21 protein-coding genes and 1 tRNA gene are annotated in these 25,001 nt (G+C 39.2%); 13 read left to right on the forward strand and 9 right to left on the reverse strand.

Annotation, left to right across the window (positions count from 1 at the left end; translation table 11 throughout):
* Positions 1-3: 3 nt before the first annotated feature.
* The 3 genes from dppB to NBG71_RS15030 form a co-directional block, all read right to left on the reverse strand.
* Positions 4-1,023 (reverse strand): dipeptide ABC transporter permease DppB, encoded by a 1,020-nt coding sequence (dppB, locus tag NBG71_RS15020; RefSeq protein ID WP_075671336.1) that lies wholly within the window; start codon positions 1,021-1,023, stop codon positions 4-6.
* A 165-nt stretch (positions 1,024-1,188) separates the two neighbouring features.
* Positions 1,189-2,796 carry a dipeptide ABC transporter periplasmic-binding protein DppA gene (dppA, locus tag NBG71_RS15025; RefSeq protein ID WP_075671334.1) on the reverse strand — a complete coding sequence of 536 codons (1,608 nt, stop codon included), beginning with the start codon at positions 2,794-2,796 and terminating at the stop codon, positions 1,189-1,191.
* Positions 2,797-3,657: 861 nt separating this feature from the next.
* Positions 3,658-3,734, reverse strand: a tRNA-Pro gene (locus NBG71_RS15030).
* Between the two features lie 302 nt (positions 3,735-4,036).
* Between NBG71_RS15030 and NBG71_RS15035 the strand changes: the two genes are divergently transcribed.
* Positions 4,037-4,342: a DUF5339 family protein gene (locus NBG71_RS15035; protein WP_075671332.1), complete on the forward strand. Its 306-nt coding sequence runs from the start codon at positions 4,037-4,039 to the stop codon at positions 4,340-4,342.
* Between the two features lie 62 nt (positions 4,343-4,404).
* On the opposite strand, the gene NBG71_RS15040 is transcribed toward NBG71_RS15035, so the two are convergent.
* The gene (locus NBG71_RS15040; RefSeq protein WP_075671330.1) at positions 4,405-4,728 is read right to left on the reverse strand and encodes a YceK/YidQ family lipoprotein; all 324 of its coding nucleotides are present in this window, start codon (positions 4,726-4,728) and stop codon (positions 4,405-4,407) included.
* A 403-nt stretch (positions 4,729-5,131) separates the two neighbouring features.
* Here NBG71_RS15040 and NBG71_RS15045 point away from each other — a divergent pair, with 403 nt between their 5' ends.
* Entirely contained in the window at positions 5,132-6,790 is a 1,659-nt protein-coding gene (locus tag NBG71_RS15045) for a putative transporter (protein WP_075671328.1), read from the forward strand.
* A 265-nt stretch (positions 6,791-7,055) separates the two neighbouring features.
* Here NBG71_RS15045 and NBG71_RS15050 read toward each other — a convergent pair whose 3' ends face one another.
* Both NBG71_RS15050 and NBG71_RS15055 read right to left on the reverse strand, forming a co-directional pair.
* The gene (locus NBG71_RS15050; RefSeq protein ID WP_075671326.1) at positions 7,056-8,315 is read right to left on the reverse strand and encodes a valine--pyruvate transaminase; all 1,260 of its coding nucleotides are present in this window, start codon (positions 8,313-8,315) and stop codon (positions 7,056-7,058) included.
* A 170-nt stretch (positions 8,316-8,485) separates the two neighbouring features.
* On the reverse strand, positions 8,486-9,070 hold the full coding sequence (locus NBG71_RS15055) for a DNA-3-methyladenine glycosylase I (RefSeq protein ID WP_075671324.1): 585 nt from the start codon (positions 9,068-9,070) through the stop codon (positions 8,486-8,488).
* A gap of 238 nt (positions 9,071-9,308) precedes the next feature.
* Here NBG71_RS15055 and glyQ point away from each other — a divergent pair, with 238 nt between their 5' ends.
* The 4 genes from glyQ (at position 9,309) to NBG71_RS15075 (ending at position 13,147) form a co-directional block, all read left to right on the forward strand.
* Positions 9,309-10,214, forward strand: coding sequence for a glycine--tRNA ligase subunit alpha (gene glyQ, locus NBG71_RS15060; RefSeq protein WP_004246832.1), 906 nt, complete (start codon positions 9,309-9,311; stop codon positions 10,212-10,214).
* A gap of 9 nt (positions 10,215-10,223) precedes the next feature.
* Complete coding sequence (gene glyS, locus NBG71_RS15065; RefSeq protein WP_075671322.1) at positions 10,224-12,296, forward strand: glycine--tRNA ligase subunit beta; 2,073 nt, start codon at positions 10,224-10,226, stop codon at positions 12,294-12,296.
* 109 nt (positions 12,297-12,405) lie between these two features.
* Entirely contained in the window at positions 12,406-12,834 is a 429-nt protein-coding gene (locus NBG71_RS15070; protein WP_223672638.1) for a type II toxin-antitoxin system RelE/ParE family toxin, read from the forward strand.
* Positions 12,827-13,147 carry a helix-turn-helix domain-containing protein gene (locus NBG71_RS15075; protein ID WP_075671318.1) on the forward strand — a complete coding sequence of 107 codons (321 nt, stop codon included), beginning with the start codon at positions 12,827-12,829 and terminating at the stop codon, positions 13,145-13,147. Before NBG71_RS15070 ends, NBG71_RS15075 begins: the two co-directional genes overlap by 8 nt.
* Positions 13,148-13,214: 67 nt before the next feature.
* Here the strand turns inward: NBG71_RS15075 and NBG71_RS15080 are convergent, their stop codons facing one another.
* Entirely contained in the window at positions 13,215-13,535 is a 321-nt protein-coding gene (locus NBG71_RS15080) for a hypothetical protein (RefSeq protein WP_075671316.1), read from the reverse strand.
* Positions 13,536-13,640: 105 nt separating this feature from the next.
* Positions 13,641-14,927 carry a YidR family protein gene (locus tag NBG71_RS15085; protein WP_075671314.1) on the reverse strand — a complete coding sequence of 429 codons (1,287 nt, stop codon included), beginning with the start codon at positions 14,925-14,927 and terminating at the stop codon, positions 13,641-13,643.
* 136 nt (positions 14,928-15,063) lie between these two features.
* On the opposite strand from NBG71_RS15085, the gene NBG71_RS15090 reads away from it, so the two are divergent.
* From NBG71_RS15090 to recG, 6 genes are all read left to right on the forward strand, one after another.
* Complete coding sequence (locus NBG71_RS15090) at positions 15,064-15,681, forward strand: trimeric intracellular cation channel family protein (protein WP_006534609.1); 618 nt, start codon at positions 15,064-15,066, stop codon at positions 15,679-15,681.
* A gap of 305 nt (positions 15,682-15,986) precedes the next feature.
* Positions 15,987-16,610, forward strand: coding sequence for a guanylate kinase (gene gmk, locus NBG71_RS15095; RefSeq protein WP_006534608.1), 624 nt, complete (start codon positions 15,987-15,989; stop codon positions 16,608-16,610).
* A 54-nt stretch (positions 16,611-16,664) separates the two neighbouring features.
* The gene (gene rpoZ / locus NBG71_RS15100) at positions 16,665-16,940 is read left to right on the forward strand and encodes a DNA-directed RNA polymerase subunit omega (protein ID WP_004246820.1); all 276 of its coding nucleotides are present in this window, start codon (positions 16,665-16,667) and stop codon (positions 16,938-16,940) included.
* Between the two features lie 29 nt (positions 16,941-16,969).
* The gene (gene spoT / locus NBG71_RS15105; RefSeq protein ID WP_075671312.1) at positions 16,970-19,096 is read left to right on the forward strand and encodes a bifunctional GTP diphosphokinase/guanosine-3',5'-bis pyrophosphate 3'-pyrophosphohydrolase; all 2,127 of its coding nucleotides are present in this window, start codon (positions 16,970-16,972) and stop codon (positions 19,094-19,096) included.
* A 2-nt stretch (positions 19,097-19,098) separates the two neighbouring features.
* Positions 19,099-19,821 carry a tRNA (guanosine(18)-2'-O)-methyltransferase TrmH gene (trmH, locus tag NBG71_RS15110; RefSeq protein ID WP_075671310.1) on the forward strand — a complete coding sequence of 241 codons (723 nt, stop codon included), beginning with the start codon at positions 19,099-19,101 and terminating at the stop codon, positions 19,819-19,821.
* Positions 19,822-19,825: 4 nt separating this feature from the next.
* Positions 19,826-21,913 (forward strand): ATP-dependent DNA helicase RecG, encoded by a 2,088-nt coding sequence (recG, locus tag NBG71_RS15115; RefSeq protein ID WP_156734297.1) that lies wholly within the window; start codon positions 19,826-19,828, stop codon positions 21,911-21,913.
* A gap of 162 nt (positions 21,914-22,075) precedes the next feature.
* Here recG and gltS read toward each other — a convergent pair whose 3' ends face one another.
* Positions 22,076-23,293: a sodium/glutamate symporter gene (gltS, locus tag NBG71_RS15120; RefSeq protein ID WP_250916978.1), complete on the reverse strand. Its 1,218-nt coding sequence runs from the start codon at positions 23,291-23,293 to the stop codon at positions 22,076-22,078.
* Positions 23,294-23,534: 241 nt separating this feature from the next.
* Here gltS and NBG71_RS15125 point away from each other — a divergent pair, with 241 nt between their 5' ends.
* Positions 23,535-24,926 (forward strand): uracil-xanthine permease family protein, encoded by a 1,392-nt coding sequence (locus tag NBG71_RS15125; RefSeq protein ID WP_099659200.1) that lies wholly within the window; start codon positions 23,535-23,537, stop codon positions 24,924-24,926.
* Positions 24,927-25,001: the final 75 nt, after the last annotated feature.

Below are 25,001 nucleotides of genomic sequence, written 5' to 3' on the forward strand. Positions count from 1 at the left end.
TCCTTATTTTTTATGGCGAATACGAGGATTCACAATGCCATAAAGAACATCAACCAACAGATTGACGAAGATAATCATCGTTGCAATTAAAAGCACACCACCTTGAACAACGGGGTAGTCACGTCGCTGTAAAGCATCAATCAACCAGCGACCTAATCCCGGCCATGAGAAAATGGTTTCTGTTAAGATTGCACCTGCCAGCATTGTCCCGACTTGTAGCCCAATAACTGTGACAACAGGCAACATCGCATTACGTAATGCATGGATAAGAATGACTCGAGCACGGCTTAAGCCTTTTGCTCTTGCAGTACGAATATAATCTTCGCCTAATACTTCAAGCATCGAAGAGCGTGTCATACGCACGATAACAGCTAAAGGAATGGTTCCTAATACAATGGCAGGTAAAATGATGTGATGGACAGCATCTAAGAAATCCCCTTCTTCACCCCAAATAAAGGTATCAATCAGCATAAATCCAGTGAGTGGATTACTGTCATCTAAAAAGACGCTATCAGCAAGGCGCCCAGAGACAGGTGTAAGGTCTAATTTCACAGACACTAGCATGATTAACATGATCCCCCACCAGAAGATTGGCATAGAATAACCTGCTAATGACACACTAATCGCAGTATGATCAAAGATAGAGCCACGTTTCACCGCAGCTAAAACGCCCACAGGAATACCAACTGAAACCGCAAAAATCATGGCGCACACGCCAAGTTCTAAAGTGGCTTTAAAGCGAGGTAAAAATTCATCCCATACAGGAATGCGACTTTTTAATGAGATACCCAAATCACCATGGAAAATGCCATTTAGGTAATTGATATATTGTTGCCATAAAGGCTTATCCAGCCCCAATTCTGCCATTAAATAAGCATGGCGCTCTGGAGAAAGGCCACGTTCACCCGCCATAATCATTACCGGATCACCGGGAATAAGATGGACAAAAATAAACGTCAGTAATGTAATTCCGATAAACGTAGGGATCACAAGTCCCAAACGTTGAAGGATAAATTGCAGCATATCCTAATTCTCTTTTCAAACATCAGCTAAAAGATAGCGCTGATAAATCAGGGGAAAGTCCCCTGCGCCCACAGTGTACTGAATGTATTCGTTATTATTGAATAGTGGTGCCTTTCATAAAGAAAGACACCATATTTAAAGCAATCCAACGATTAGGTATTGCTATTATTTAAGAGAGACATTCTCGAAGTGATGTTTACCTAATGGATCAACTACGTAGTTTTCTACTTTTTTGCTCACTGGTTCATAAACGGTCGAGTGAGCAATAATCAGTGCAGGTGCTTGATCATGCATAACAACTTGAGCTTGTTTGTAGAGTTCAACACGCTTGTCGTGATCGGCTGCGACTCGAGCAGGTTGGATCAGATCTTCAAATGGCTTATAACACCATTTTGAATAGTTCGATCCTTGCTCTTTTGCCGCACAACTAAATAGCGTAGCGAAAAAGTTATCTGGATCCCCATTATCCCCTGTCCAACCCATCATCACTGCTTGGTGTTCTCCGGATTTAGCACGTTTGAGATATTCGCCCCACTCGTAACTTACAATCTTGGTTTTAACGCCAATTTTTTCCCAATCCGCTTGTACCATTTCAGCCATACGACGTGCATTTGGATTGTAAGGGCGCTGTACTGGCATTGCCCATAAATCGATAGTAAAGCCATCTGCAAGACCCGCTTCTTTTAGCAGTGCTTTGGCTTTTTCCGGGTTATATTCGTAATCAACGATATCGTCGTTATAACCCCACATTGTAGGAGGGATAAGGTTTTTCGCTTTCTGACCTGCACCTTGATAAACAGCTTCAATAATGGCGTCTTTATTCACCGCCATACTTAATGCTTGGCGAACCTTTTGGTTATCCAGTGGTTTTTTCTCAACATTAAAAGAGATATAACCTACGTTTAAGCCTGGTTGCTCTAATAGGTTGATATCGCTATTTTGTTTCATCTTCGCAATATCAGCAGGATTTGGGAAAGGCATTGCCTGACACTCACCTTTTTGCAGTTTTGCATATCGTACTGAGGCATCAGGTGTAATAGAGAAGACTAAACGGTCAATATCTGGTTTTTTACCCCAATATTGGTCATTAGCTTTATAAAGAATACGAGAGTCTTTTTGATATTGCTGTAATTGGAAAGGCCCTGTACCAATAGGATCTAAGTCCACTTTTTCAGGTGTACCCGCTTTCATCATATTATCCGCATATTCAGCAGATAATATAGAAGCAAAGTCCATTGCCATATCAGCAATAAAAGGGGCTTCTGAACGCGTTAAAACAAAACGAACGGTATGATCATCAACTTTCTCGATTTTCTCGATCATGTTGTTCATATCCATTCCTGAGAAGTATTCATAACTTCCACCAGACACTTTATGGTAAGGATGTTTTGGATCCATTTGACGCATAAACGTATACATCACGTCATCCGCATTAAATTCACGTGTTGGCTTAAAGGTTTTACTACTATGCCAATTCACGCCTTTACGCAAATGGAAGGTATACACTTTGCCATCATCGCTCACATCCCAGCTTTCAGCTAAGCCTGGAATGATTTCTGTTGTACCTAGTTTAAACTCAACTAAACGGTCATAAATAGGTACTGAACTTGCGTCATAGGTTGTTCCAGAGGTAAATAACTGAGGGTTAAATCCTTCAGGTGAGCCTTCAGAGCAATACACCAATGTTTTCGCCTGCACACCAGCAGAAACAGCTAATGCGAGTAATCCAATTGTCGCGGTCAAAATTCCTGTCTGTTTTTTGGAGCTTTTCATCATTACTCTCCGAAATTGTTCTGTTGTGTTTTGGTTTCCTGTTTAAAAACGGAATACCTTTTTATTTTGTCATTGTTCAATTAACCAACTGTACTCCCTTACGTCAATAAGGTGTTGGAAGGTAAAAAGAACAAGTTATAAACACAAATGAAACGAATATCGAACAAACTCAGAATAAAAAAATAAGTCTTTGACTAATATCTAGTCAATAAAACCACACATTAAGAAATCCTTAAGTGAAATGACTATTTTAAAAAAAGCCATAATTTGTGATTAACCGCTTAAATATTGAACGAATATTTTGAAATGAAACAAAGAACTTGGTGCTTTATTCTGTTATGGAAGAAAAATAGTCACCTTGCTAGAGGATCTCTGATTTTAGTTTTAATCAGGCAATAGAGTGAAAAATATCAATTTTTAGCTCTTAGCAAATCACTTAACTAGATAAGACCATGAAATTCAGTCTGTTATTAATGATTTTAATTCTTTCATAGTGAAAAATTTATATTATTTAAGCATTATCAGAAGTTCTATCGTCCATAAAAGTGGCGTTGGAAGAAAATTTACAGACTTCTTTAGGTTGTTTATTAAAAAATTTCTAAAATAATTTAATGCCTAAACGACTTTATGGGCCAGCTAAATCCACTGCATTTTCAGCCAATATTTATCTTGACTTGGAAAATATTTCCACGGTTCTCTGTTTCTGAGTTGCATGGGAGTTTGGAATGTGTGGGAGAGATGAGGTAAAAGTAAGATGATCGAGAAAAAATACTTTTTATGGTGAAATCAAAAATAAGAGTGAGACATTTTTGATAAGGCTAAAACGACAAAACCCCGCTTTTAAAGCGGGGTTTCTTAATATGGTCGGCGAGAGAGGATTCGAACCTCCGACCCACTGGTCCCAAACCAGTTGCGCTACCAGGCTGCGCTACTCGCCGAAAACGAGGTGCATCTTACTGCCAGAAACTCACTCCGTCAATACTTTTTTAGTATCTCCTGACTGTTCGTATGGTTTTCAACCAAAATGGTTGATTTTTAACTTTTTTATCATAAAAAGAGGTGAGTTTTAGCGTCATTGTAACACACCTACTTACCTATCTATCTTCGTTTTACTATGGCTTTCTTTACGTTACCCATAAAACATGAAAAAAAATAACAAATTTATTCTCAATTATTATCGTCTAATTAGTGTGCTTTTTATATAATTCCCTTATGTCAAATAAGGTAGGTAGTTTAGAGAATGAAACAATGTTGGTGGGGTGTCACATTACTTTTATTGTCAACCACACTTCCAGCTCAAGCATCTACAGCTCATGCTTGCCGAGTGTACTTTAAAGAAGCGGATAGATTTATTCAGTACATTTCTCAAAGAGAAGATCTAAAACATAATATGCCGGAGATTAAGGCTAACTTCGAGCAAAGCAAAAAGCAGATAATGACAGCGCCTCTGACAGAACAAAAAGTAATATGTGATAAGGAAATGCAAGAGCTTAATAGTTTGAATAAAATGTTTGGACCTAAAGAAGAAACGGTACTAAATAAATAATCAAACAAACAGATAATGACTAAATATAATTACTTATTTATTATTTAGTCATTAATTTGATATTAATTCTTATTTTCATGATTATTATTCGCCGTTGTACTTTCCAATCTTTTTATGCGTTCTTTAGGGGAATTATCACTTTTATCATCACCCTGAGTATAATAATCGTAAGGTAATAATAAAGTATCTAATACGGCACTAAAAGGGAGATCGAGAATAACTAATGGTTTCATTGCCCATCCGGTTTCATCATCTTTTAGCATTGTCATGTTATTTTTTGTCCCTGAATAAAATTCTTTATTCGGGCCTGCGTGGGTCATAACGCTTGAGCAACCTGTCAGTAATGTCGTCAAAAATGTGACTAATGCTAAATTTTTACTTGTCATTCTGAATATCATAGGGCACCTATAAAACGAGATCCGTAGTCAACACTTTTTATCATATAGTTAAACCTGTTTTCTCTTACAGGACAAGAGAAAGATGATATAAAAAAGCTTAATTTTTTAGTCATTAAATAAATAAGCCTAGCGTGAGAATGTTTCAATTTACCTAATAAAAAAAACATAATAATATTATTAATTATTATGTTTCGAAGATATTAAAATTCAACCTTCATTATTTTAAATAAACACTTTAACTCTATATTTATCTTTCTTGTTTTTTTGATCTCTATATATGTTGAATCTGTGCGATAAGACACAGCGACTTTCATGGTTCTTTGCCAAAATAGGTTTATCGTTTTAGCTCAAATTTTCTCATTTTTATTTTTTTGGGTACAGGATCTTTTTTATGAGTGATATTGCATTAACAATGGTGATGTTGTCATTAGCAGGCGCTCTAGGTCTTTGGATTGGCAATATCAAAATCTATCGAGTTAGCCTAGGAATAGGTGGCGTTCTTTTTGGTGGAATTATTATTGGTCATTTTGCTCAGCACTATAACTTTTCGCTGAATGCACAAACCCTTCATTTCATTCAAGAATTTGGACTTATTCTTTTCGTTTATACCATTGGTATCCAAGTCGGCCCTGGTTTTTTCTCCTCACTGCGTGTTTCAGGCTTAAAACTAAACGCCTTCGCCATCTTAATTATTCTTCTGGGCTCAGTCATAACCGCTTCTATTTATCGTCTATTTGACGTTCCTTTACCTATTATTTTGGGTGTTTTTTCTGGTGCTGTCACCAACACCCCTTCTTTAGGTGCTGGGCAACAAATACTGACTGATCTGCATGTTGATCCGGCTTCTGTGGGGCAAATGGGGATGGGCTATGCCATGGCTTATCCTATGGGTATCTGTGGCATTCTGCTAGTTATGTGGCTTATTCGTGTGTTTTTTAAAATCAATATTGATGAAGAAGCAAAAGCCTTTAGTAACCAACAACACAGTACTAAAGATGCCCTACATACCATTAATATTGCGATTAAAAATCCCAATTTAGATGGCTTATTAATGCAAGATATTCCTCTGCTCAATGAAGATGCCATCGTCTGCTCCCGCTTAAAGCGTGGAGATAACATTATGGTACCTATGCCTTCAACGATTATTCAGTTAGGGGATTTACTGCATATTGTGGGTTCAAAAGAAGACCTCAATAAAGTACGTCTAGTACTTGGCGAGGAGGTCGATGCTTCACTTTCAACATCAACAAATTTACTTCAATCAGTACGAGTCGTCGTAACGAATGATTCTGTGCTCAGTAAACGTTTAAAAGATCTGGATCTTAAAAGAAAATACGATGTTGTAGTGACGCGATTGAACCGCGCGGGTATTGAACTTATTCCGAGCAATAATAGTATGTTGCAATTTGGGGATATTCTTAATGTTGTTGGACGCCCTGAATCTATTGAAGCCATTACAGTCCTGTTAGGTAACGCTCGCCAGAAATTAGAACAAGTCCAAATGCTTCCTGTCTTTATTGGCATAGGCTTAGGGGTTTTACTTGGCTCTATTCCTATTTTTATTCCCGGTATTCCTGTGGCACTTAAATTAGGTTTAGCTGGTGGTCCTCTTGTTGTTGCCTTAATTTTAGGGCGTATTGGTACATTTGGTAAGCTCTATTGGTTTATGCCTCCAAGTGCAAACTTGGCATTGCGAGAGTTGGGAATTGTCATGTTTCTTGCCGTGGTAGGGTTAAACTCCGGTGGTGAATTTGTCGAAACTTTAATTTATGGTCAAGGCTTGAGTTGGATTGGTTATGGTATTTTGATTACATTATTACCGTTATTGATTGTCGGTGTGATTGCCAGAATCTGCTTTAAGCTTAATTATTTAAGTCTCTGCGGGATGTTGGCAGGTTCAATGACCGATCCTCCTGCATTAGCCTTCGCAAACTCAATTCATAGCTCAAGTGGGGCTGCTGCGCTTTCCTATGCCACAGTTTACCCTTTAGCAATGTTTTTACGAATCATAACACCACAATTAATGGCACTTATTATATGGACTTTGTAGTAAAAATAATAAATATATTAAATAGTTGAACCAAATTTGTTATCAAAATCCACATTTGGCTTAGCAGAGGGATAATTAAGGCAATGAATGGCTCTTATTTAAGCCATAGATTTTATAAATGTCTGTTTTAATAGTTCTCGTGCTAAGAAATTTAGATTGAGACGGATTGCTAAATTTTTAGTGATCAATTTCTTTCCGTCAAACTTATGCTCAAAAGTCCTCGTTATTGTCTTTGCCCCTTCTTCTCGCTGAAGGGGCATTTTTATTAGATATTCACTGGCTGATAGATGTTCTCGATTTCTTCAGCCAGAATTTTTATTCCTTTCTCAATCAATTCAGGCTCAGGTACGTAATTCATCCGCATACATTGATGAGCGTGATCCCATGAATCTTCTAATCCCGGAAAGAAGTAATGTCCCGGCACCATTAATACACCACGTTTTTTCAAACGGCGGTAAAGCTCTTCACAAGAAACTGGTAAATCTTTAAACCAAAGCCATAAAAAGATCGCACCTTCCGGCTTATGAATAAGACAACGTTCCTCAGGTAAGTAGCGACGTATAATATTAATAGTTTCAAGTACTCGTTGATGATAGAAGGGCCCTATCACATCTTGAGATAACCGCATTAAATCATCGCGTTTTAGCATTTCTAATGCCATTGCAGGTCCAATTCCACCGGGTGCAAGACTAATAATGCCGTTAACATTTGTAATGGCTGAAATCAGCTCTTCATTGGCGATAATAATGCCACAACGTGCACCCGGTAAGCCTAACTTGGACAGGCTCATACAAAGGATAGTGTTGTCATTCCAACGAGGTGTTGCTTGAGTGAAAATAATACCCGGAAAAGGCACGCCATAAGCGTTATCTATAATCAGAGGGATATTGTGCCGTTTAGCTAAAGCCTCTAGCTTTTCAACTTCATCATCAGTAATTACATTACCCGTTGGATTAGTTGGTCTAGAAACACAAATAGCGGCAATGTCATCACCAATTTCAAGATGAGCAAAATCAACATGATATTTAAATTGCCCATTCGGCAACATTTCTATTGTTGGTTTATTCGCAACAAACAGATCTTCTTCTAGTCCAGAATCAGTATAACCAATATATTCAGGGGCAATTGGGAAAAGAATTTTACGTTTCTTCCCATCTTTGGTTGTGCCACCTAATAAATTAAATAGATAGAAAAAAGCACTTTGGCTACCATTAGTTAGCGCAATATTTTTTGCCGAAATGTTCCAGCCTAGCTTATGTTTTAAACATGCCGCCAACGCTTGTAACATGGTATCTTTGCCTTGCGGGCCATCATAATTACAAACCGCATCACTTAATGAGCCATTTTCGGTCATCTCTTTAAGTAATTGGCTAAAATAGTTATCCATTTCAGGAATATGGGCAGGATTCCCACCACCTAGCATCACAGCACCGGGTGTACGTATTCCTTCATTTAAGTCTTGCATCAAGCGAGCAATGCCTGAGTGCTGAGCAAACTTTTGCCCAAATTGTGATAATTGAGTCATCTTTGCAGGTATCTTCTATGTTGCTTTCTCGTTAAGAAATACCATACCGCGAGCTTTAACCTGCATCAATAGTTATAATCGAAATGATAGAGTAGTAATATTAATATGATTTTAAATATTGAAATATAAAGCCAATAACACTCTACATTAAAGATAACTCAACTCATATTTTACTTTTTATTGGCGTTTTCACTCTCTTCTTGGCGACAAAAACAAGAGAGAATATGGTCATTAACCATGCCAACAGCTTGCATAAAAGCGTAGCAAGTTGTTGTACCAACAAATTTAAAGCCTTTTTTCTTCAACGTTTTTGCCATTTTATCCGAGATTTCAGTGGACGCGGGCACTTGAGAAATATTAATCCACTGATTAATAATGGGTTTATTATCAACAAATTGCCAAATAAACTGACTGAAATCTTCGCCTTGTTCTTCCATTGCCATAAAAATACGGGCGTTATTAATAATGGCGTTAATTTTTCCTTGATGACGAATAATTGCGGGATCTTGCAATAAAGCTTCAACATCCTTATCTGTCATTTTGGCAATTTTTTCGGGTGAAAAATTAAAAAAACAGCGACGATAACCTTCTCTTTTCTTAAGTACGGTATACCAAGATAACCCAGCTTGTTGACCTTCAAGACAAATCATTTCAAAAAGCTTATATTTATCTCGTTCAGGTTTACCCCATTCATCATCATGATATGCCAAATATTCAGGATCATTAGTTACCCAATCGCAACGCTGTTTATTCATTTTCTCATTCCTTGTTACCAATAACTTGTAATATCACCATTTTATATACTGTATAAATATACATGTAAATGGGTGAAAAAAAATTCAATCTAATTCTTTGAGCATAGTCATAAAGTCAATTAAGGGATTATTTTTTTGATCGAGGGAAAATTGCCCGCATTCCTTGCTGTATATCTTTCGTCTAGAAGGTATACTGAAACCTTTCTTTTTATTCTATGTATCGCCATGCGGATATAACATGCAAAAGTTTGATACCAAAACCTTTCAAGGTCTTATCCTGACACTACAGGATTACTGGGCTCGCCAGGGCTGTACCATTGTCCAACCATTAGATATGGAAGTGGGTGCAGGCACATCACACCCAATGACTTGTTTACGTGCATTAGGCCCAGAGCCTATCGCTGCGGCTTATGTACAGCCTTCTCGTCGTCCAACAGACGGACGTTATGGTGAAAACCCTAACCGTTTACAGCACTATTACCAATTCCAAGTTATCATTAAGCCATCACCTGATAATATTCAGGAACTTTATCTTGGCTCATTAAGAGAATTAGGTTTAGACCCAACAATTCATGATATTCGTTTTGTGGAAGATAACTGGGAAAACCCAACTTTAGGAGCTTGGGGCTTAGGCTGGGAAGTTTGGCTCAACGGCATGGAAGTGACGCAATTTACCTATTTCCAACAAGTAGGTGGATTAGAGTGCAAACCTGTTACGGGTGAAATCACTTACGGCTTAGAACGTCTTGCCATGTATATTCAAGGTGTTGATAGCGTTTATGACTTAGTTTGGTGTGATGGTCCATTAGGTAAAACCACTTATGGCGATATCTATCATCAAAACGAAGTTGAGCAATCAACCTATAACTTTGAATACGCCGACGTAGACTTCCTCTTCTCTTGCTTTGAACAATATGAAAAAGAAGCTCGTGAGTTGTTAGAGTTAGAAAAACCTCTGCCTTTACCTGCCTATGAACGTATTTTAAAAGCAGGACACACCTTTAACTTATTGGATGCACGTAAAGCTATCTCTGTGACAGAGCGCCAGCGTTATATTTTACGTATCCGTACTTTAACCAAAGCGGTTGCTGAAGCATATTATGCTTCTCGTGAAGCGCTTGGTTTCCCTATGTGTAAAAAGTAAGAGGCTATCATGACAACTGAGACTTTCCTCGTGGAAATCGGCACAGAAGAATTACCGCCGAAAGCGCTTCGTTCTTTAGCCGAATCTTTTGCTGCTAATTTTACTGCTGAACTGGATAACGCAAATATCACTCATGGTGATGTATCTTGGTTTGCAGCTCCTCGCCGTTTAGCTATTAAAGTAGCTAATATGGCGAAATCACAAGCAGATAGAACCATTGAAAAACGTGGTCCTGCAATTGCTCAAGCATTTGACGCTGACGGTAAACCAACAAAAGCAGCTGAAGGTTGGGCAAGAGGTAATGGCATTACTGTTGACCAAGCAGAGCGTTTATCAACAGATAAAGGTGAATGGTTATTTTATCGTGCAGAAGTAAAAGGTGAAGCTGTTAACCAATTACTGATTGGCATGGTAAGCAATGCATTATCAAAATTACCAATTCCAAAATTAATGCGCTGGGGCGATAAAGACACTCACTTTGTACGCCCTGTTCATACCGTCACCTTATTATTAGGTGATACCGTTATTGATGGTGAAATTTTAGGTATCCAAAGCGATCGCATTATTCGTGGTCACCGTTTTATGGGTGAAGCTGAATTCACTATTGATAATGCAGACCAGTATCCTGAAATTCTTTATGAGCGCGGAAAAGTTATCGCTGATTACGAAACGCGTAAATCAATTATTCTTCATGATGCCCGTCTTGCTGCTGAAAAACTTGGCGGTATCGCAGATTTAAGCGATAGCTTAGTCGAAGAAGTCACTTCATTAGTTGAATGGCCAGTTGTGTTAACAGCAAAATTTGAGGAAAAATTCCTTGAAGTTCCTGCTGAAGCGCTAGTTTATACGATGAAAGGTGACCAAAAATATTTCCCTGTTTATGACAAGCAAGGCAAATTATTACCTAACTTTATTTTCGTCACTAATATTGAATCTTCTGATCCACAACAGATCATTAGTGGTAACGAAAAAGTAGTGCGTCCTCGTTTAGCGGATGCTGAGTTCTTCTTCAAAACTGACCGTAAACAACGTTTAGAAGATAACTTACCACGCCTTGAAACCGTATTATTCCAGAAAGATTTAGGTACACTGCGTGATAAAACAGACCGTATTCAAGCATTAGCTGGCTTTATTGCTGGCAAAATGGGTGCTGATGTTAATAAAGCAACCCGTGCAGGTTTACTGTCAAAATGTGACTTAATGACCAATATGGTGTTCGAATTCACAGATACCCAAGGTGTTATGGGTATGCATTATGCTCGTCATGATGGTGAAGCCGAAGAAGTCGCGGTTGCATTGAAAGAACAATATCAGCCTCGTTTCGCGGGTGATGAATTACCTTCTAATCCTGTTGCTAGCGCTCTCGCTATTGCAGAGAAGATGGATACACTTGCAGGTATTTTCGGTATTGGTCAACATCCTAAAGGCGATAAAGACCCATTTGCTCTACGTCGTGCATCTCTGGGTGTTTTACGTATTATCGTTGAGCAAGATTTACCATTAGATATTGAAGAGCTGACACAAGAAGCGGTTCGCCTTTACGGTGACAAACTGACTAATAAAAATGTGGTCAGTGATGTGGTTGAGTTTATGTTAGGTCGTTTCCGTTCTTGGTATCAAGAACTGGGTTATAGCATTGATACTATTCAAGCTGTATTAGCACGTCGCCCAACACAGCCTGCTGACTTCAATGCTCGCGTTAAAGCAGTAACTTACTTCCGTACATTAGACGAGGCCTCTGCATTAGCAGAAGCTAATAAACGTGTTTCTAACATCTTAGCTAAATCCGCTGATGTAAAACTGAATGACACCGTTTTAGCTTCCGTCTTAAAAGCCCCAGAAGAAGTTCAACTAGCAGCTAATCTTTCTGTATTACAAGATAAATTGGCACCATTATTTGCAGAGCGCAAATACCAAGAAGCATTAGTTGAACTGGCCTCATTACGTGATGTGGTCAATAACTTCTTTGACAAAGTCATGGTAATGGATGAAGACGAAGCTGTTCGTATCAACCGTTTAACCATGTTAAGTCAATTGCGTGAACTATTCTTAAAAGTCGCGGATATTTCTGTTTTACAATAAGTTGTAAACTACAGAAAACAGAAACCGGCATTGTGAAAGCAACGCCGGTTTTTTTATTCATTTTTAATAGGATTGACATAAAAAAGATTTATTTACACAGGGAAATATAGTGGTAAAATTTACCATAGTAAAAACTACCACAGGGGAAGTGATGGTTATCTATAAAACAAAGATGTTCAAAAACAGTTTCAAGAAAATGCCTATCAATGATGCTGCTTTAATAGATATTGCCAACGAAGTATATGCAGGACACTTTGAAGCTGACTTAGGTGGGGGGATTATCAAAAAACGGATCTGTATCCATGGAAAAGGAAAGAGTAGTGGAATTAGAACAATTATATTTTATAAACAGGGAAGTAATTTATTCTTTGCTGATGGATGGAAAAAATCTCACTTGAGCGCTAAAAAATCTAAAGAAATTACAGATGATGAACTAGAATCCTATAAAGATCTGGCAAAAGATCTCTTCAGTGCAACTAAAAATAAAATAGATAAGATGGTTGCACTAGGCCTTTTAACGGAGGTTAAACATGACTGATAAAATGCAAGAAATGCTGAAATTTGCACAAGAAATGGAAGTTGCGGGAATAACCGATGGAGAATCGGCTAGACGAATTGCAGCGAGAATAAAAGCCAAAGAATTAAAAGAAAGATATGCTCACCTGACTCCAATGAATGGTGAAGATATAAAAAGAATTCGCGAGCAAAATAATATTTCGCAATCGTCTCTTGCTTTAATACTAAATATGACAAAAGAGAGCGTATCAAAATGGGAGCGGAACGAAATTAAACCCAATGGAGCTGCATTGAGACTTTTGAATTTAATAGATAATAAAGCAATTTCAATCTAAGATTATTTCTACTAAATACTTGTTAGTAGATAAACCGGCATTGTGAAAGCAACGCCGGTTTTTTTTATCAAACATCATTATTTTTAGTTGAATTATCTTTTAGAGGATGATGAATAAGTTCCATAATTCTTATCGATTCTCTATCAATGATATTCACAATAATATGCAGTAAATCATCAATATCTTCTGCATAAAAAGATTCAAGTTCAGTTTCTACCTCAATAGGAAAACCATTTACTTTACTAAAACTATAACCAAATAATATAAACCCAGACTTATCACTTACATTTACTTTATCAACATAAATAAGCCTTTCGCTATTAATAAATTTAGGACAATAATGATGATTATCTTTAAATAATACTTTAATTTTATTATTAGTGATCACTTCTAGTTTTTCGACAACTATACTTATTTTATTCTCTATTTTATTTTTTATTAAATAAAAAGGTATCTCATTATTTAAGATACCTTATTTATATACGATAAAACTTTACAGCCCAGTCTCTACAGTAAATATTTGACGATAACCATCAACATCACGCATAAATGCAATATATTGGTCATTTGGAGAGAACACAACGGCATCACTACTTGGCGCCTGTGCTGTTTTTTCTGTTAATCGAGTTAACTCACTTGTTTTCACATTACATAACATCACACTGTTATCACAAATAAAGGTGAGATATTGTCCATTACTATTCCACGTAAAGGCTGACTGAATGTCCCAATCCTGCGAAGTGATTTGTTTTATCTCTTTCGTACTTGGCGATACGGTATATAACTGCACAATACCGTTATCATCTTTCATTAAGAAAGCGATCGCATCACCTTGTGGGGAACTTCTTAACCAGTGACGAGGCTGATTTAAAACACCGGCATATTTTCTATTTGCTGTATTTGTTAGGCGAACTTGATGAATGCCTTTAGCTACTGCTGGCATTGTTGTATCGGTTCCTGCCAAAGGTTTATCACCTTCAACACTGAAAGCCTGATTATCATCAGGTAAATCCACTAGGAAAATATCAGCAACTTTATCGCCATTTTCACTCATGGTATCGCCGATAAATGCAATAGCCCAACGTTGTTGCGAACCATCAGTCTTTATATAACCTTGAGTACCAACCCAACACTCTTCATAAGCTTTATTAATTTCGTCACTTCCCTTTTGTGGATGAGCAACAGTTTGGCTTACTACAGTGCAAAAATATTCACCGTCATATTCACGAGGGTGTTTTTTAGCGAAATTAACCGCTTTTAGTGGCACCGCAACAGCCACATTACGTTGATCATATTCGCCACCAAGTTCATGCATAATATGATCATTGTAGGTAAAGCTTAAACGCGTACCGTCAGGACTAAAAACGTGAACATGTGTACCGCCACGTAATGCACCGGCTTGATAAGGTGATGTCAACGAACAAGCGTCGATATTAAATGCACGATTATTATCTGACTCATCAACAATCATGCCTCGACGATGATGAAAATCATAATGCCATTCATTATCCGGATTTTCTGGCCCATGAATAAAGGCGTAACGCACAGGCTCTGTTGGGCTTACTGTCGCAACCCCTACATGTGCCCCTTGTGTTGCTGTGTAAATGATCTGTTGCTGTTTTGTTTTCGCATGAATTTTTTCTATGGTTAGACCTGTAAAAGATCCCCCATTGGGACGTACATCATAGACTAACCACTGGCTATCTGGCGTCCAAACATTTATATTAGTTAGCTGATGATGACGGCTATCAAACGTAATCTGGTGTTCCTGAAAAGACATATTTATCCTTATCGGGAAATAAATTTCCACATTATAAAAACTAATTAATTTTACCTGGCACTAAAAAAATTCAGTCGAGACTTTTTCGCAAGGTAATTACTCTATCCTCACTAAATAGTCAGAAAATTAGAAAATCATGTTACTTAGTGTTCTCTATATTATTGGTATTACTGCAGAAGCCATGACGGGTGCGCTTGCTGCTGGCCGTCGTAAAATGGATGTTTTTGGCGTAATTATTATCGCCTCTGCAACAGCCATTGGTGGGGGCTCTGTCAGAGACATTCTACTCGGCCATTATCCATTAGGTTGGGTAAAACACCCTGAATATATCGTCACTGTTGCATGTGCTGCTGTGATCACCATGTGGGTTGCACCTATGATGAAACACTTACAGCGACTCTTCCTTATCTTAGATGCCATCGGTCTGATGGTTTTCTCTATCATTGGTGCACAAATCGCACTCGATATGGAGTATGGCCCAATTATTGCCGCTATTGCTGCGGTGATTACGGGCGCTTTTGGTGGTGTATTAAGAGATATGCTTTGTAATACCATTCCTTTGGTTTTCCAAAAAGAAATTTATGCCGGTATCGCTTTTGGTGCTGCTTGGCTTTATATGGGATTACTGTTTTATACACCGTTACCAAGAGACGTCATTATCATCATTACCCTAATTGCAGGGTTAACCGCTCGACTTCTCGCTATTCGTTATAAATTGGGCTTACCTGTCTTTAATTACGAGAATCAAGATTAACGAATCGCTGTTTTAACGACAGCGGTTCTTTTTGATTCTGTGGGGTATCTCAAAATATAATCTCTTTTCGCTATTGTGATAAAAGGTAATTCCTATCACTGAGCCTTTAATTGTATGTTAATATTGACATAGTTTAATTTTTCTCTTGTTTCTATATTCAGAAAATAGAATGTAATAAGAAAAAAATGGCCCTGTATTAAACATGGGCACTGTATGTCATTCATTGTATGTGTATACTATACGGGGGATTTGCTCCCTAAACATGTATTTATACTTAATTCTCCAGTCAAATTCAGAAAGTCATCATGATCCAAGGAACACTTTATATTGTTTCCGCTCCAAGCGGTGCGGGTAAATCAAGTCTTATTCAAGCGCTGTTAAAAACACAGCCTTTATATGACACTCAGGTTTCTGTCTCTCATACAACCCGCCCAATGCGACCGGGAGAGAGCCATGGTGAACATTACTTCTTTGTTACTGAAGAAGAATTTAAAAGCATGATAGACAGCGGGGATTTCCTCGAACATGCTTGTGTTTTTGGTAACTATTACGGAACATCCGGCAAAGTTATCAAAGAAATCTTAGCCAGTGGTGTAGATGTCTTTTTAGATATCGACTGGCAAGGCGCACAGCAAGTGCGTAAAGCGATGCCTGAAGCTCGTAGTATTTTTATTCTGCCACCGTCAAAAGAAGAGCTTTACCGCCGACTTCGTGGACGTGGGCAAGATAGCGAAGAAGTGATTACAAAACGTATGTCGCAAGCTGTATCGGAAATGGAACATTTTAATGAGTATGATTATTTGCTGATTAATGATGATTTCAATACTGCGCTTGCTGATTTACAATCAATTATTCGTTCAGAAAAATTACGCCTTGATCGTCAAACGCTACGACATGGTGATTTAATCAGCAAATTATTGGCAGACTGAGTTAACTTTCAGTATTATGCCCAGTCATTTCGTTAATGGTGGAGTAACACAAATATGGCACGCGTAACCGTTCAAGACGCTGTAGAGAAAATTGGTAACCGTTTTGACCTCGTTCTGGTCGCAGCACGTCGTGCGCGTCAGTTACAAGTTGGCGCTAAAGATCCTTTAGTTCCAGAAGAAAATGATAAAATGACTGTTATCGCGCTACGTGAAATCGAAGAAGGCCTGATTAACGGTAAAATTCTTGATGCTCGTGAACGTCAAGAGCAGCAAGAGCAAGAAGCAGCAGAATTACAAGCTGTTTCAGCGATTGCGGAAGGTCGTCGTTAATCGTTTTATAAAATAGGGGTAGGTCTGCCTTGTACCTGTTTGAAAGCCTGAATCAAATCGTTCAAAAATACTTGCCATCGGAGCAAGTTGAACAACTTAAAAAAGCCTTTATCGTCGCCCGAAATGCCCACGAGGGACAAACTCGTTCAAGTGGTGAGCCTTATATTACTCACCCTGTTGCGGTTGCGTGTATCCTCGCAGATATGCGATTAGACCAGCAAACGCTGATGGCGGCGCTGTTGCATGATGTTATCGAAGATACACCTGCAACCTTCCAAGATATCGAAAGCCTCTTTGGTAGTACGGTGGCCGATCTTGTTGAAGGGGTGTCTAAACTTGATAAATTGAAGTTTAGAGACAAAAAAGAGGCTCAGGCTGAAAACTTCCGTAAGATGATTATGGCGATGGTAAAAGATATCCGCGTCATTTTGATCAAGCTGGCAGACCGAACTCACAATATGCGCACACTGGGATCATTACGCCCAGATAAACGTCGCCGTATTGCTCGCGAAACACTCGAAATTTACAGTCCTCTCGCACACCGTTTAGGTATACATCATATCAAAACAGAGCTTGAAGAGCTGGGTTTCGAGGCACTACATCCCAATCGCTACCGTGTAATCAAAGAAGTCGTTAAAGCAGCTCGAGGCAACCGTAAAGAGATGATTAATAAAATCCTCTCTGAAATTGAAGGACGCCTGACAGAAGCACATATCGAATGCAAAGTTAACGGTCGTGAAAAACACCTTTACTCTATCTATCGGAAAATGTTGTTAAAAGAGCAACGTTTTCACTCGATCATGGATATCTACGCCTTTCGCGTGATCGTGAAAGAAGTCGATACCTGTTATCGCGTTTTAGGTCAAATGCACAGTCTTTATAAACCGCGCCCCGGTCGAGTTAAAGACTATATTGCAATCCCAAAAGCCAACGGCTATCAATCTCTTCATACTTCACTTATTGGCCCTCATGGGGTGCCTGTTGAGGTGCAAATTCGTACTGAAGATATGGATCAAATGGCAGAAATGGGGGTTGCTGCACATTGGGCTTATAAAGAGCAAGGTGAGCAACCTGGCACAACTGCACAAGTTAGAGCTCAACGCTGGATGCAAAGTTTACTTGAATTGCAACAAAGTGCAGGTAGCTCATTTGAATTTATTGAGAACGTAAAATCAGATCTCTTTCCTGATGAAATCTACGTTTTCACGCCAGAAGGTCGCATTGTTGAATTGCCAACGGGTGCTACTCCTGTCGATTTTGCTTATGCTGTACATACTGATATCGGTCATGCCTGTGTGGGTGCAAGGGTTGATAGACAACCTTACCCACTTTCACAATCGCTACGCACCGGACAAACGGTTGAAATTATTACCGCTCCAGGTGCAAGACCCAATGCTGCTTGGCTAAACTTTGTCGTCAGTTCAAGAGCACGCTCTAAAATCCGACAACTGCTGAAAAACTTAAAACGTGAAGATTCTATTAATTTAGGTCGTCGTTTACTCAATCACGCATTAGGTGAGCACAAGCTTGCTGATATTTCAGCTGAAAATATTGAGCGCGAATTGAAGCGTATGAAACTTCATTCAATCGACGACTTAATGGCTGAAATTGGTTTAGGTAATACCATGAGCGTTGTTGTTGCGCGTAATTTATTGATTGATAGTCAAAATCAAGATGAAAACGCACAAACAGAAACAACCAATGATGAAACACCTAAACTCCCAATTAAAGGCGCCGATGGCGTATTAATCTCCTTCGCTAAATGTTGCCGCCCTATTCCGGGTGATCCTATCGTTGCACATATTAGCCCAGGTAAAGGTTTGGTTATTCACCATGAATCTTGTCGTAATATTCGTGGTTACCAAAAAGAGCCTGAAAAATTCATGCCTGTCGAGTGGGATAAAGAGATCAACAGCGATTTCATTACTGAAATTAAAGTCGATATGATCAACCACCAAGGCGCTTTAGCAAACTTAACCGCAGCAATTAATGATGCTAACTCAAGTATTCAAAGCATGAATACAGAAGAGAAAGATGGTCGTGTGTATTGTGCTTTTATTCGCTTAACTGCGAAGGACAGAATTCAATTAGCCAATATCATGCGTAAACTTCGCATCATGCCAGACGTTCTGCGCGTTAGCCGTAATAAAAACTAGTCATGAATTCAATTCGATATGCCCGCATCTGCCAAATGATGGCGATGCGGCAACCTGATCTTACCGTTTGCCTTGAAGAAGTGCATAAATCCCATAATGTTGCAGCCGTTATAAGAACGGCTGATGCTGTAGGCATTCCTAAAATTCATGCTATTTGGCCTGAAGAAAAAATGCGGATGTTAGTTTCCCCCGCAGCAGGAAGTAATAGCTGGGTCAATGTAGAAACTCATCCTACTATCACAGAAGCGGTTAACGCCTTTCGTACCCAAGGTATGCAAGTTCTTGCGACTCATCTCTCAGATAAAGCAGTTGATTTTCGTGAGATTGATTACACTCGTCCAACTTGTATTATTATGGGACAAGAAAAAACGGGGATCTCACAAGATGCTATCGCACTTGCAGATCAAGATATTATTGTGCCGATGATGGGAATGGTACAATCGCTGAATGTTTCTGTCGCCAGTGCACTAATTTTATATGAAGCACAACGCCAACGTCAGGCTGCAGGTATGTATAATCGAACAGAGAGCACCTTAACAGAAGAAGAACAACAAATTCTTCTCTTTGAAGGCGGATACCCGGTATTGGCAGAAGTTTCTCGTCGTAAAGGACTGCCTCGCCCTTATATTAATGGTAGCGGTGAAATTGAAGCGCCAGAGTCATGGTGGGCGGAAATGCAAATGACACAAAAACAACTTAGGAAATTAAAAAAGACGGAGTATTGATCCCATGAAAGGAAAACTGCTTGATGCAATCCCCTTAACCACTCTTCACGGCGTAGGTGCAAGTCAGGCAGACAAGCTGGCAAAAATAGGGCTTGTGACTATTGAGGATTTGTTACTCCACCTTCCTTTGCGTTATGAAGATCAAACGCACCTTTATGCTATCAGTGATCTCCTTCCCGGTATTCCTGCCACTGTTTCTGGCGAAATCTTAAGAACTGAAGTCAGTTTTGGTCGGCGTAAAATGATGACCTGCCAAATTTCTGATGGCTCTGGAATTTTAACACTTCGCTTTTTTAACTTTACAGCGGCGATGAAAAATAACCTTGCTCAAGGTAAACAAGTCACAGCTTATGGCGAAGTTAAACGAGGAAGTCGGGGCCCTGAAATTATTCACCCTGAATATAAAATCAAAGTTGCAGGCTCTGAAGTTAAACTGCAAGAAACACTCACTCCCATCTATTCAACGACAGAAGGCTTACGCCAAACATCATTACGTAAATTAATAGAACAAGCATTAGAATTACTTGATACCTGCGCTATTAACGAATTATTACCTGAGCAATTTATTCACGGTTTACCCCCATTAGCCACAGCATTACGTACACTGCATAATCCGCCTCCTGATATCGCTTTTGCTGAACTTGAGAAAGGACAGCATCCTGCGCAAAAAAGGCTAATTATTGAAGAATTGCTGGCTCACAATCTAGGTATGCTCAATGCAAGAGCTGGTGCACAATCTTATCGTGCAGAGCCATTGTTTATGCCAAATACATCAACGTTACGTCAGCAATTTCTCGCCTCTCTCCCCTTTACCCCGACTAATGCACAACAACGTGTCGTCAATGAGATAGAAACAGATTTAGAAAAAGACTATCCAATGATGCGATTGATCCAAGGAGATGTAGGCTCAGGTAAAACGCTAGTTGCCGCATTAAGTGCGTTACGTGCTATTGCTAATGGTAAGCAAGTGGCTTTAATGGCACCAACAGAATTGTTAGCAGAGCAACATACATTAACCTTTAGAAAATGGTTTGAGCCTTTTGGTATCCAAGTAGGTTGGCTAGCAGGAAAACAGAAAGGGAAAGCCCGCGAAACACAGCAAAATGCCATTGCAAATGGTGAAGTATCGATCATTATTGGAACACATGCGATTTTCCAAGAACAAGTTAAATTTCACTCTCTAGCCTTAGTGATTATTGATGAACAACACCGTTTTGGTGTGCATCAACGCCTTGCCTTATGGAAAAAAGGTGAAGAACAAGGCTTTCACCCTCATCAATTGGTGATGACAGCAACGCCTATCCCACGAACATTAGCGATGACCGCTTATGCTGATATGGACACCTCTATCATCGACGAATTACCGCCGGGGCGTACACCTGTTACTACTGTCGCTATCCCTGATACTCGCCGTAATGACATTATTGAACGCATCAGACTAGCTTGCACAGAAGAGAATCGACAAGCCTATTGGGTATGCACCTTAATTGAAGATTCTGAAGTACTTGAAGCGCAAGCTGCCCAAGTTATCTATGATGAACTTACAATAGCACTCCCTGAAATCAAAGTAGGATTGGTACATGGGCGAATGAAGCCCGCAGAGAAACAAGCTGTAATGGCGGCATTTAAAGAAAATGAGCTCCAACTTTTAGTTGCAACAACAGTGATTGAAGTTGGCGTTGACGTACCTAATGCAAGTTTGATGATTATTGATAACCCAGAACGGTTAGGGCTAGCACAATTACACCAATTACGTGGACGTGTAGGTCGAGGTGCTATCGCCTCTCATTGTGTCTTGTTGTATAAAACACCACTCACTCAAACAGCGCGTTTGCGATTGCAGGTATTAAGGGATAGCAATGATGGTTTTGTCATTGCGCAAAAAGATCTCGAAATTCGTGGTCCCGGTGAGCTTTTAGGTACTAAACAAACAGGTAATGCACAATTTAAGGTCGCTGATTTATTACGTGACCAAGGACTTATTCCTGAAGTACAACGCATCGCGCGTTACCTACATCAGCACTATCCTAAGCATTCTCAAGCCTTAATCGAACGCTGGCTACCTGCCAAGACACAATATAGCCAAGCTTAAGATTACTCTTTTGCATGACTTAGCGTGCGTTCAAACTCGCTTTAAATTAATTTCGAAATATTAATACGTTAAGTACTCCATAGGAAAACACCTCAATGTCGATATTCAACATTGAGGTGCTCTTTAACGTTTTTGAAACTATTTCAATTTATAGTAGCTAAACTACCCTACAACTATAGGTGTAAAAAACGGTAGCATCAGATACAGTTTAATCACTATTGCATTCACAATATCAATGAAGAATGCACCGACCATAGGTACGACCAAGAACGCAAGATGAGACGGCCCAAAACGGTCTGTTACAGCTTGCATATTCGCAATCGCAGTTGGCGTAGCACCTAAACCAAAACCACAGTGACCCGCTGCTAAAATCGCGGCATCGTAGTTTTTACCCATGACACGGAAAGTCACAAAAATTGCATACAGTGCCATTACACCTGCTTGAACACCAAGGATAACCAGCATTGGTATCGCCAGCGACGCAAGCTCCCATAATTTTAAGCTCATTAATGCCATCGCTAAGAATAACGATAAACTCACGTTACCTAAGACTGACACCGCTCTATCAAAAACTCGGTAGAACCCAAGCATTGAAAGGCTATTACTTAAAATAACACCAATAAATAGAACACACACAAAGGTCGGTAATGAGAATGCAGTACCTTCTAATAATTGAGAAAGGAATGTACCCGCCATTAAACAAATCGCGATCATCGCAATGGTTTCTAACAAGACCATTGACGTGATCATTCTGCCTGTAGTGGGCTTCTCAAACGCTGTTGGCATTTCATGGTCGTCAGCGCCTAATCCTGGCGTTGGAATATTTTTGATTAAGTAGCGCGCAACAGGCCCACCAATCAATCCTCCCAAAACTAAACCAAAGGTTGCACACGCCATTGCCACTTCAGATGCACTCATGAAGCCATAATTTTCAACGAACGTTTTACCCCAAGCCGCTCCTGTACCATGACCACCCGATAATGTAATCGAGCCTGCCAGTAATCCCATTAATGGATCAAGACCTAACATTTTTGCTAGCGCGATACCAACGGTATTTTGCACTAACAACAACCCAACAACGACAAAGACGAAAATAAAAAGCGCTTTTCCTCCGGCCTTTAAGCTCGCGAGATTTGCGTTTAACCCAATTGTTGCAAAGAAGGCTAACATTAACGGATCTTTAAGTGATAGATCAAAACTCACTTCCCAGTCCATAAAAGATTTGAATGCTAATAGAAGAACTGCAACAAGTAGCCCACCTGCAACAGGTTCTGGGATCGTGTACCGTTCTAAAAAAGGAACAGATTTCACTAACTTACGTCCGATCAAGAGAACCAAAGTGGCCGCAACCAGCGTGCCATAAACATCAAGATGATACATTTATGTACCCCGTCTTATTTGTTAATTTTATATAAAAATACTACGACGCTAAGTTCATCCATAAACAACGCCAAAAGCAGGTATCCCCGATTAGAAAAAAAAACGGAGACAAACACAAGTTAAAACATATAAAAATGTGAGCACCTCTTATGCATTTTGATAACATCATTTTTACGCAAACGATTGCTTTTGTGGCGTAGATCATTAAAATACCGTTTTTGCCGAATAAGAAATTCACACCATGGTTACTTCAGAAAATCAAAAATTGCCTAAAAATAGTGACGTTTCAATTAAAAAAAATAGCGAACTTCTTTTTGCTTTAGAAGAGAAACCGCCATTACCACAAACACTTTTTGCTGCTTGCCAGCATCTTTTAGCTATGTTTGTCGCGGTTATCACGCCCGCGATCCTCATTTGCCAAGCATTAGGATTACCTGCACACGATACTCAACGCATTATCAGCATGTCTTTATTTGCATCAGGCATTGCCTCTCTTATTCAAATTCGAGCTTGGGGACCAATAGGTTCAGGATTGTTATCAATTCAAGGAACAAGCTTTAACTTTGTTGCTCCACTTATTATGGGGGGATTAGCACTTAAAAATGGTGGTGCAGATATTCCGACAATGATGGCAGCCCTTTTTGGTACTCTAATGGTTGCCTCATTAACCGAGATTATTCTTTCTCGTGTACTTCACTTGGCAAGACGTATCATTACGCCGTTAGTTTCAGGTGTCGTGGTGATGATAATCGGCCTCTCTTTAATTCAAGTTGGATTAACCTCTATTGGTGGTGGTTATGCAGCCATCGAGAATAATACCTTTGGTTCACCACAAAACTTGTTATTAGCAGGCTCTGTTCTTATCGTTATTATTTTACTTAATCGACAAAAAAATCCTTACTTACGAGTAGCTTCTTTAGTTATTGCAATGGCTGTAGGTTATGTTCTTGCTTGGGCTTTAGATATGTTACCCACCCCCGCAGAACATCAAGAAACACCGCTGATGACGATCCCTGAACCATTTTATTATGGCCTATCATTTGATTGGCATTTACTTATTCCTTTAATGCTAGTGTTTATGATCACTTCACTAGAAACCATTGGTGATATCACGGCAACTTCTGATGTTTCAGAGCAACCCGTCAGTGGTCCTTTGTATATGAAGCGCATTAAAGGAGGTGTATTAGCTAATGGAATTAACTCCATGGTTTCAGCATTTTTCAATACCTTCCCAAACTCTTGTTTTGGCCAAAATAATGGTGTGATCCAATTAACGGGTGTTGCCAGTCGCTACGTAGGTTATGTTGTTGCAGCAATGCTTGTTATCTTGGGTTTATTTCCATTCGTTGCTGAATTTGTACAGAGAATTCCTGAGCCAGTATTAGGCGGCGCCACATTAGTGATGTTCGGTACAATAGCTGCATCCGGCGTACGTATTGTTTCTAAAGAAGCATTAAACCGCCGAGCCATCATGATCCTTGCTATTTCACTTGCGGTAGGGTTAGGCGTTTCGCAACAGCCTCAAATATTACAGTTTGCCCCTGATTGGCTAAAAACATTGCTGTCATCAGGTATTGCTGCGGGCGGTTTAACGGCCATTATTTTAAATCTGATTTTCCCACCAGAAAAATAATTATTAATTAGCAATAAACGAGTAAAGCGCTATTTTTGATTATGAAAATAGCGCTTTTTTTATGCTTGTCATATG

The sequence above is a fragment of the Proteus sp. FZP2095 genome, assembly GCF_023701425.1.
GTDB classification, from domain to species: domain Bacteria; phylum Pseudomonadota; class Gammaproteobacteria; order Enterobacterales; family Enterobacteriaceae; genus Proteus; species Proteus cibarius.

Excerpts from the sequence above, each read along its gene's own strand:
- dppB (WP_075671336.1), bottom strand. The coding sequence starts at position 1,023 with ATGCTGCAATTTATCCTTCAACGTTTGGGACTTGTGATCCCTACGTTT.
- dppA (WP_075671334.1), bottom strand. The coding sequence starts at position 2,796 with ATGAAAAGCTCCAAAAAACAGACAGGAATTTTGACCGCGACAATTGGA.
- NBG71_RS15035 (WP_075671332.1), top strand. The coding sequence starts at position 4,037 with ATGAAACAATGTTGGTGGGGTGTCACATTACTTTTATTGTCAACCACA.
- NBG71_RS15040 (WP_075671330.1), bottom strand. The coding sequence starts at position 4,728 with ATGACAAGTAAAAATTTAGCATTAGTCACATTTTTGACGACATTACTG.
- NBG71_RS15045 (WP_075671328.1), top strand. The coding sequence starts at position 5,132 with ATGAGTGATATTGCATTAACAATGGTGATGTTGTCATTAGCAGGCGCT.
- NBG71_RS15050 (WP_075671326.1), bottom strand. The coding sequence starts at position 8,315 with ATGACTCAATTATCACAATTTGGGCAAAAGTTTGCTCAGCACTCAGGC.
- NBG71_RS15055 (WP_075671324.1), bottom strand. The coding sequence starts at position 9,070 with ATGAATAAACAGCGTTGCGATTGGGTAACTAATGATCCTGAATATTTG.
- glyQ (WP_004246832.1), top strand. The coding sequence starts at position 9,309 with ATGCAAAAGTTTGATACCAAAACCTTTCAAGGTCTTATCCTGACACTA.
- glyS (WP_075671322.1), top strand. The coding sequence starts at position 10,224 with ATGACAACTGAGACTTTCCTCGTGGAAATCGGCACAGAAGAATTACCG.
- NBG71_RS15075 (WP_075671318.1), top strand. The coding sequence starts at position 12,827 with ATGACTGATAAAATGCAAGAAATGCTGAAATTTGCACAAGAAATGGAA.
- NBG71_RS15085 (WP_075671314.1), bottom strand. The coding sequence starts at position 14,927 with ATGTCTTTTCAGGAACACCAGATTACGTTTGATAGCCGTCATCATCAG.
- NBG71_RS15090 (WP_006534609.1), top strand. The coding sequence starts at position 15,064 with ATGTTACTTAGTGTTCTCTATATTATTGGTATTACTGCAGAAGCCATG.
- gmk (WP_006534608.1), top strand. The coding sequence starts at position 15,987 with ATGATCCAAGGAACACTTTATATTGTTTCCGCTCCAAGCGGTGCGGGT.
- rpoZ (WP_004246820.1), top strand. The coding sequence starts at position 16,665 with ATGGCACGCGTAACCGTTCAAGACGCTGTAGAGAAAATTGGTAACCGT.
- trmH (WP_075671310.1), top strand. The coding sequence starts at position 19,099 with ATGAATTCAATTCGATATGCCCGCATCTGCCAAATGATGGCGATGCGG.
- recG (WP_156734297.1), top strand. The coding sequence starts at position 19,826 with ATGAAAGGAAAACTGCTTGATGCAATCCCCTTAACCACTCTTCACGGC.
- gltS (WP_250916978.1), bottom strand. The coding sequence starts at position 23,293 with ATGTATCATCTTGATGTTTATGGCACGCTGGTTGCGGCCACTTTGGTT.
- NBG71_RS15125 (WP_099659200.1), top strand. The coding sequence starts at position 23,535 with ATGGTTACTTCAGAAAATCAAAAATTGCCTAAAAATAGTGACGTTTCA.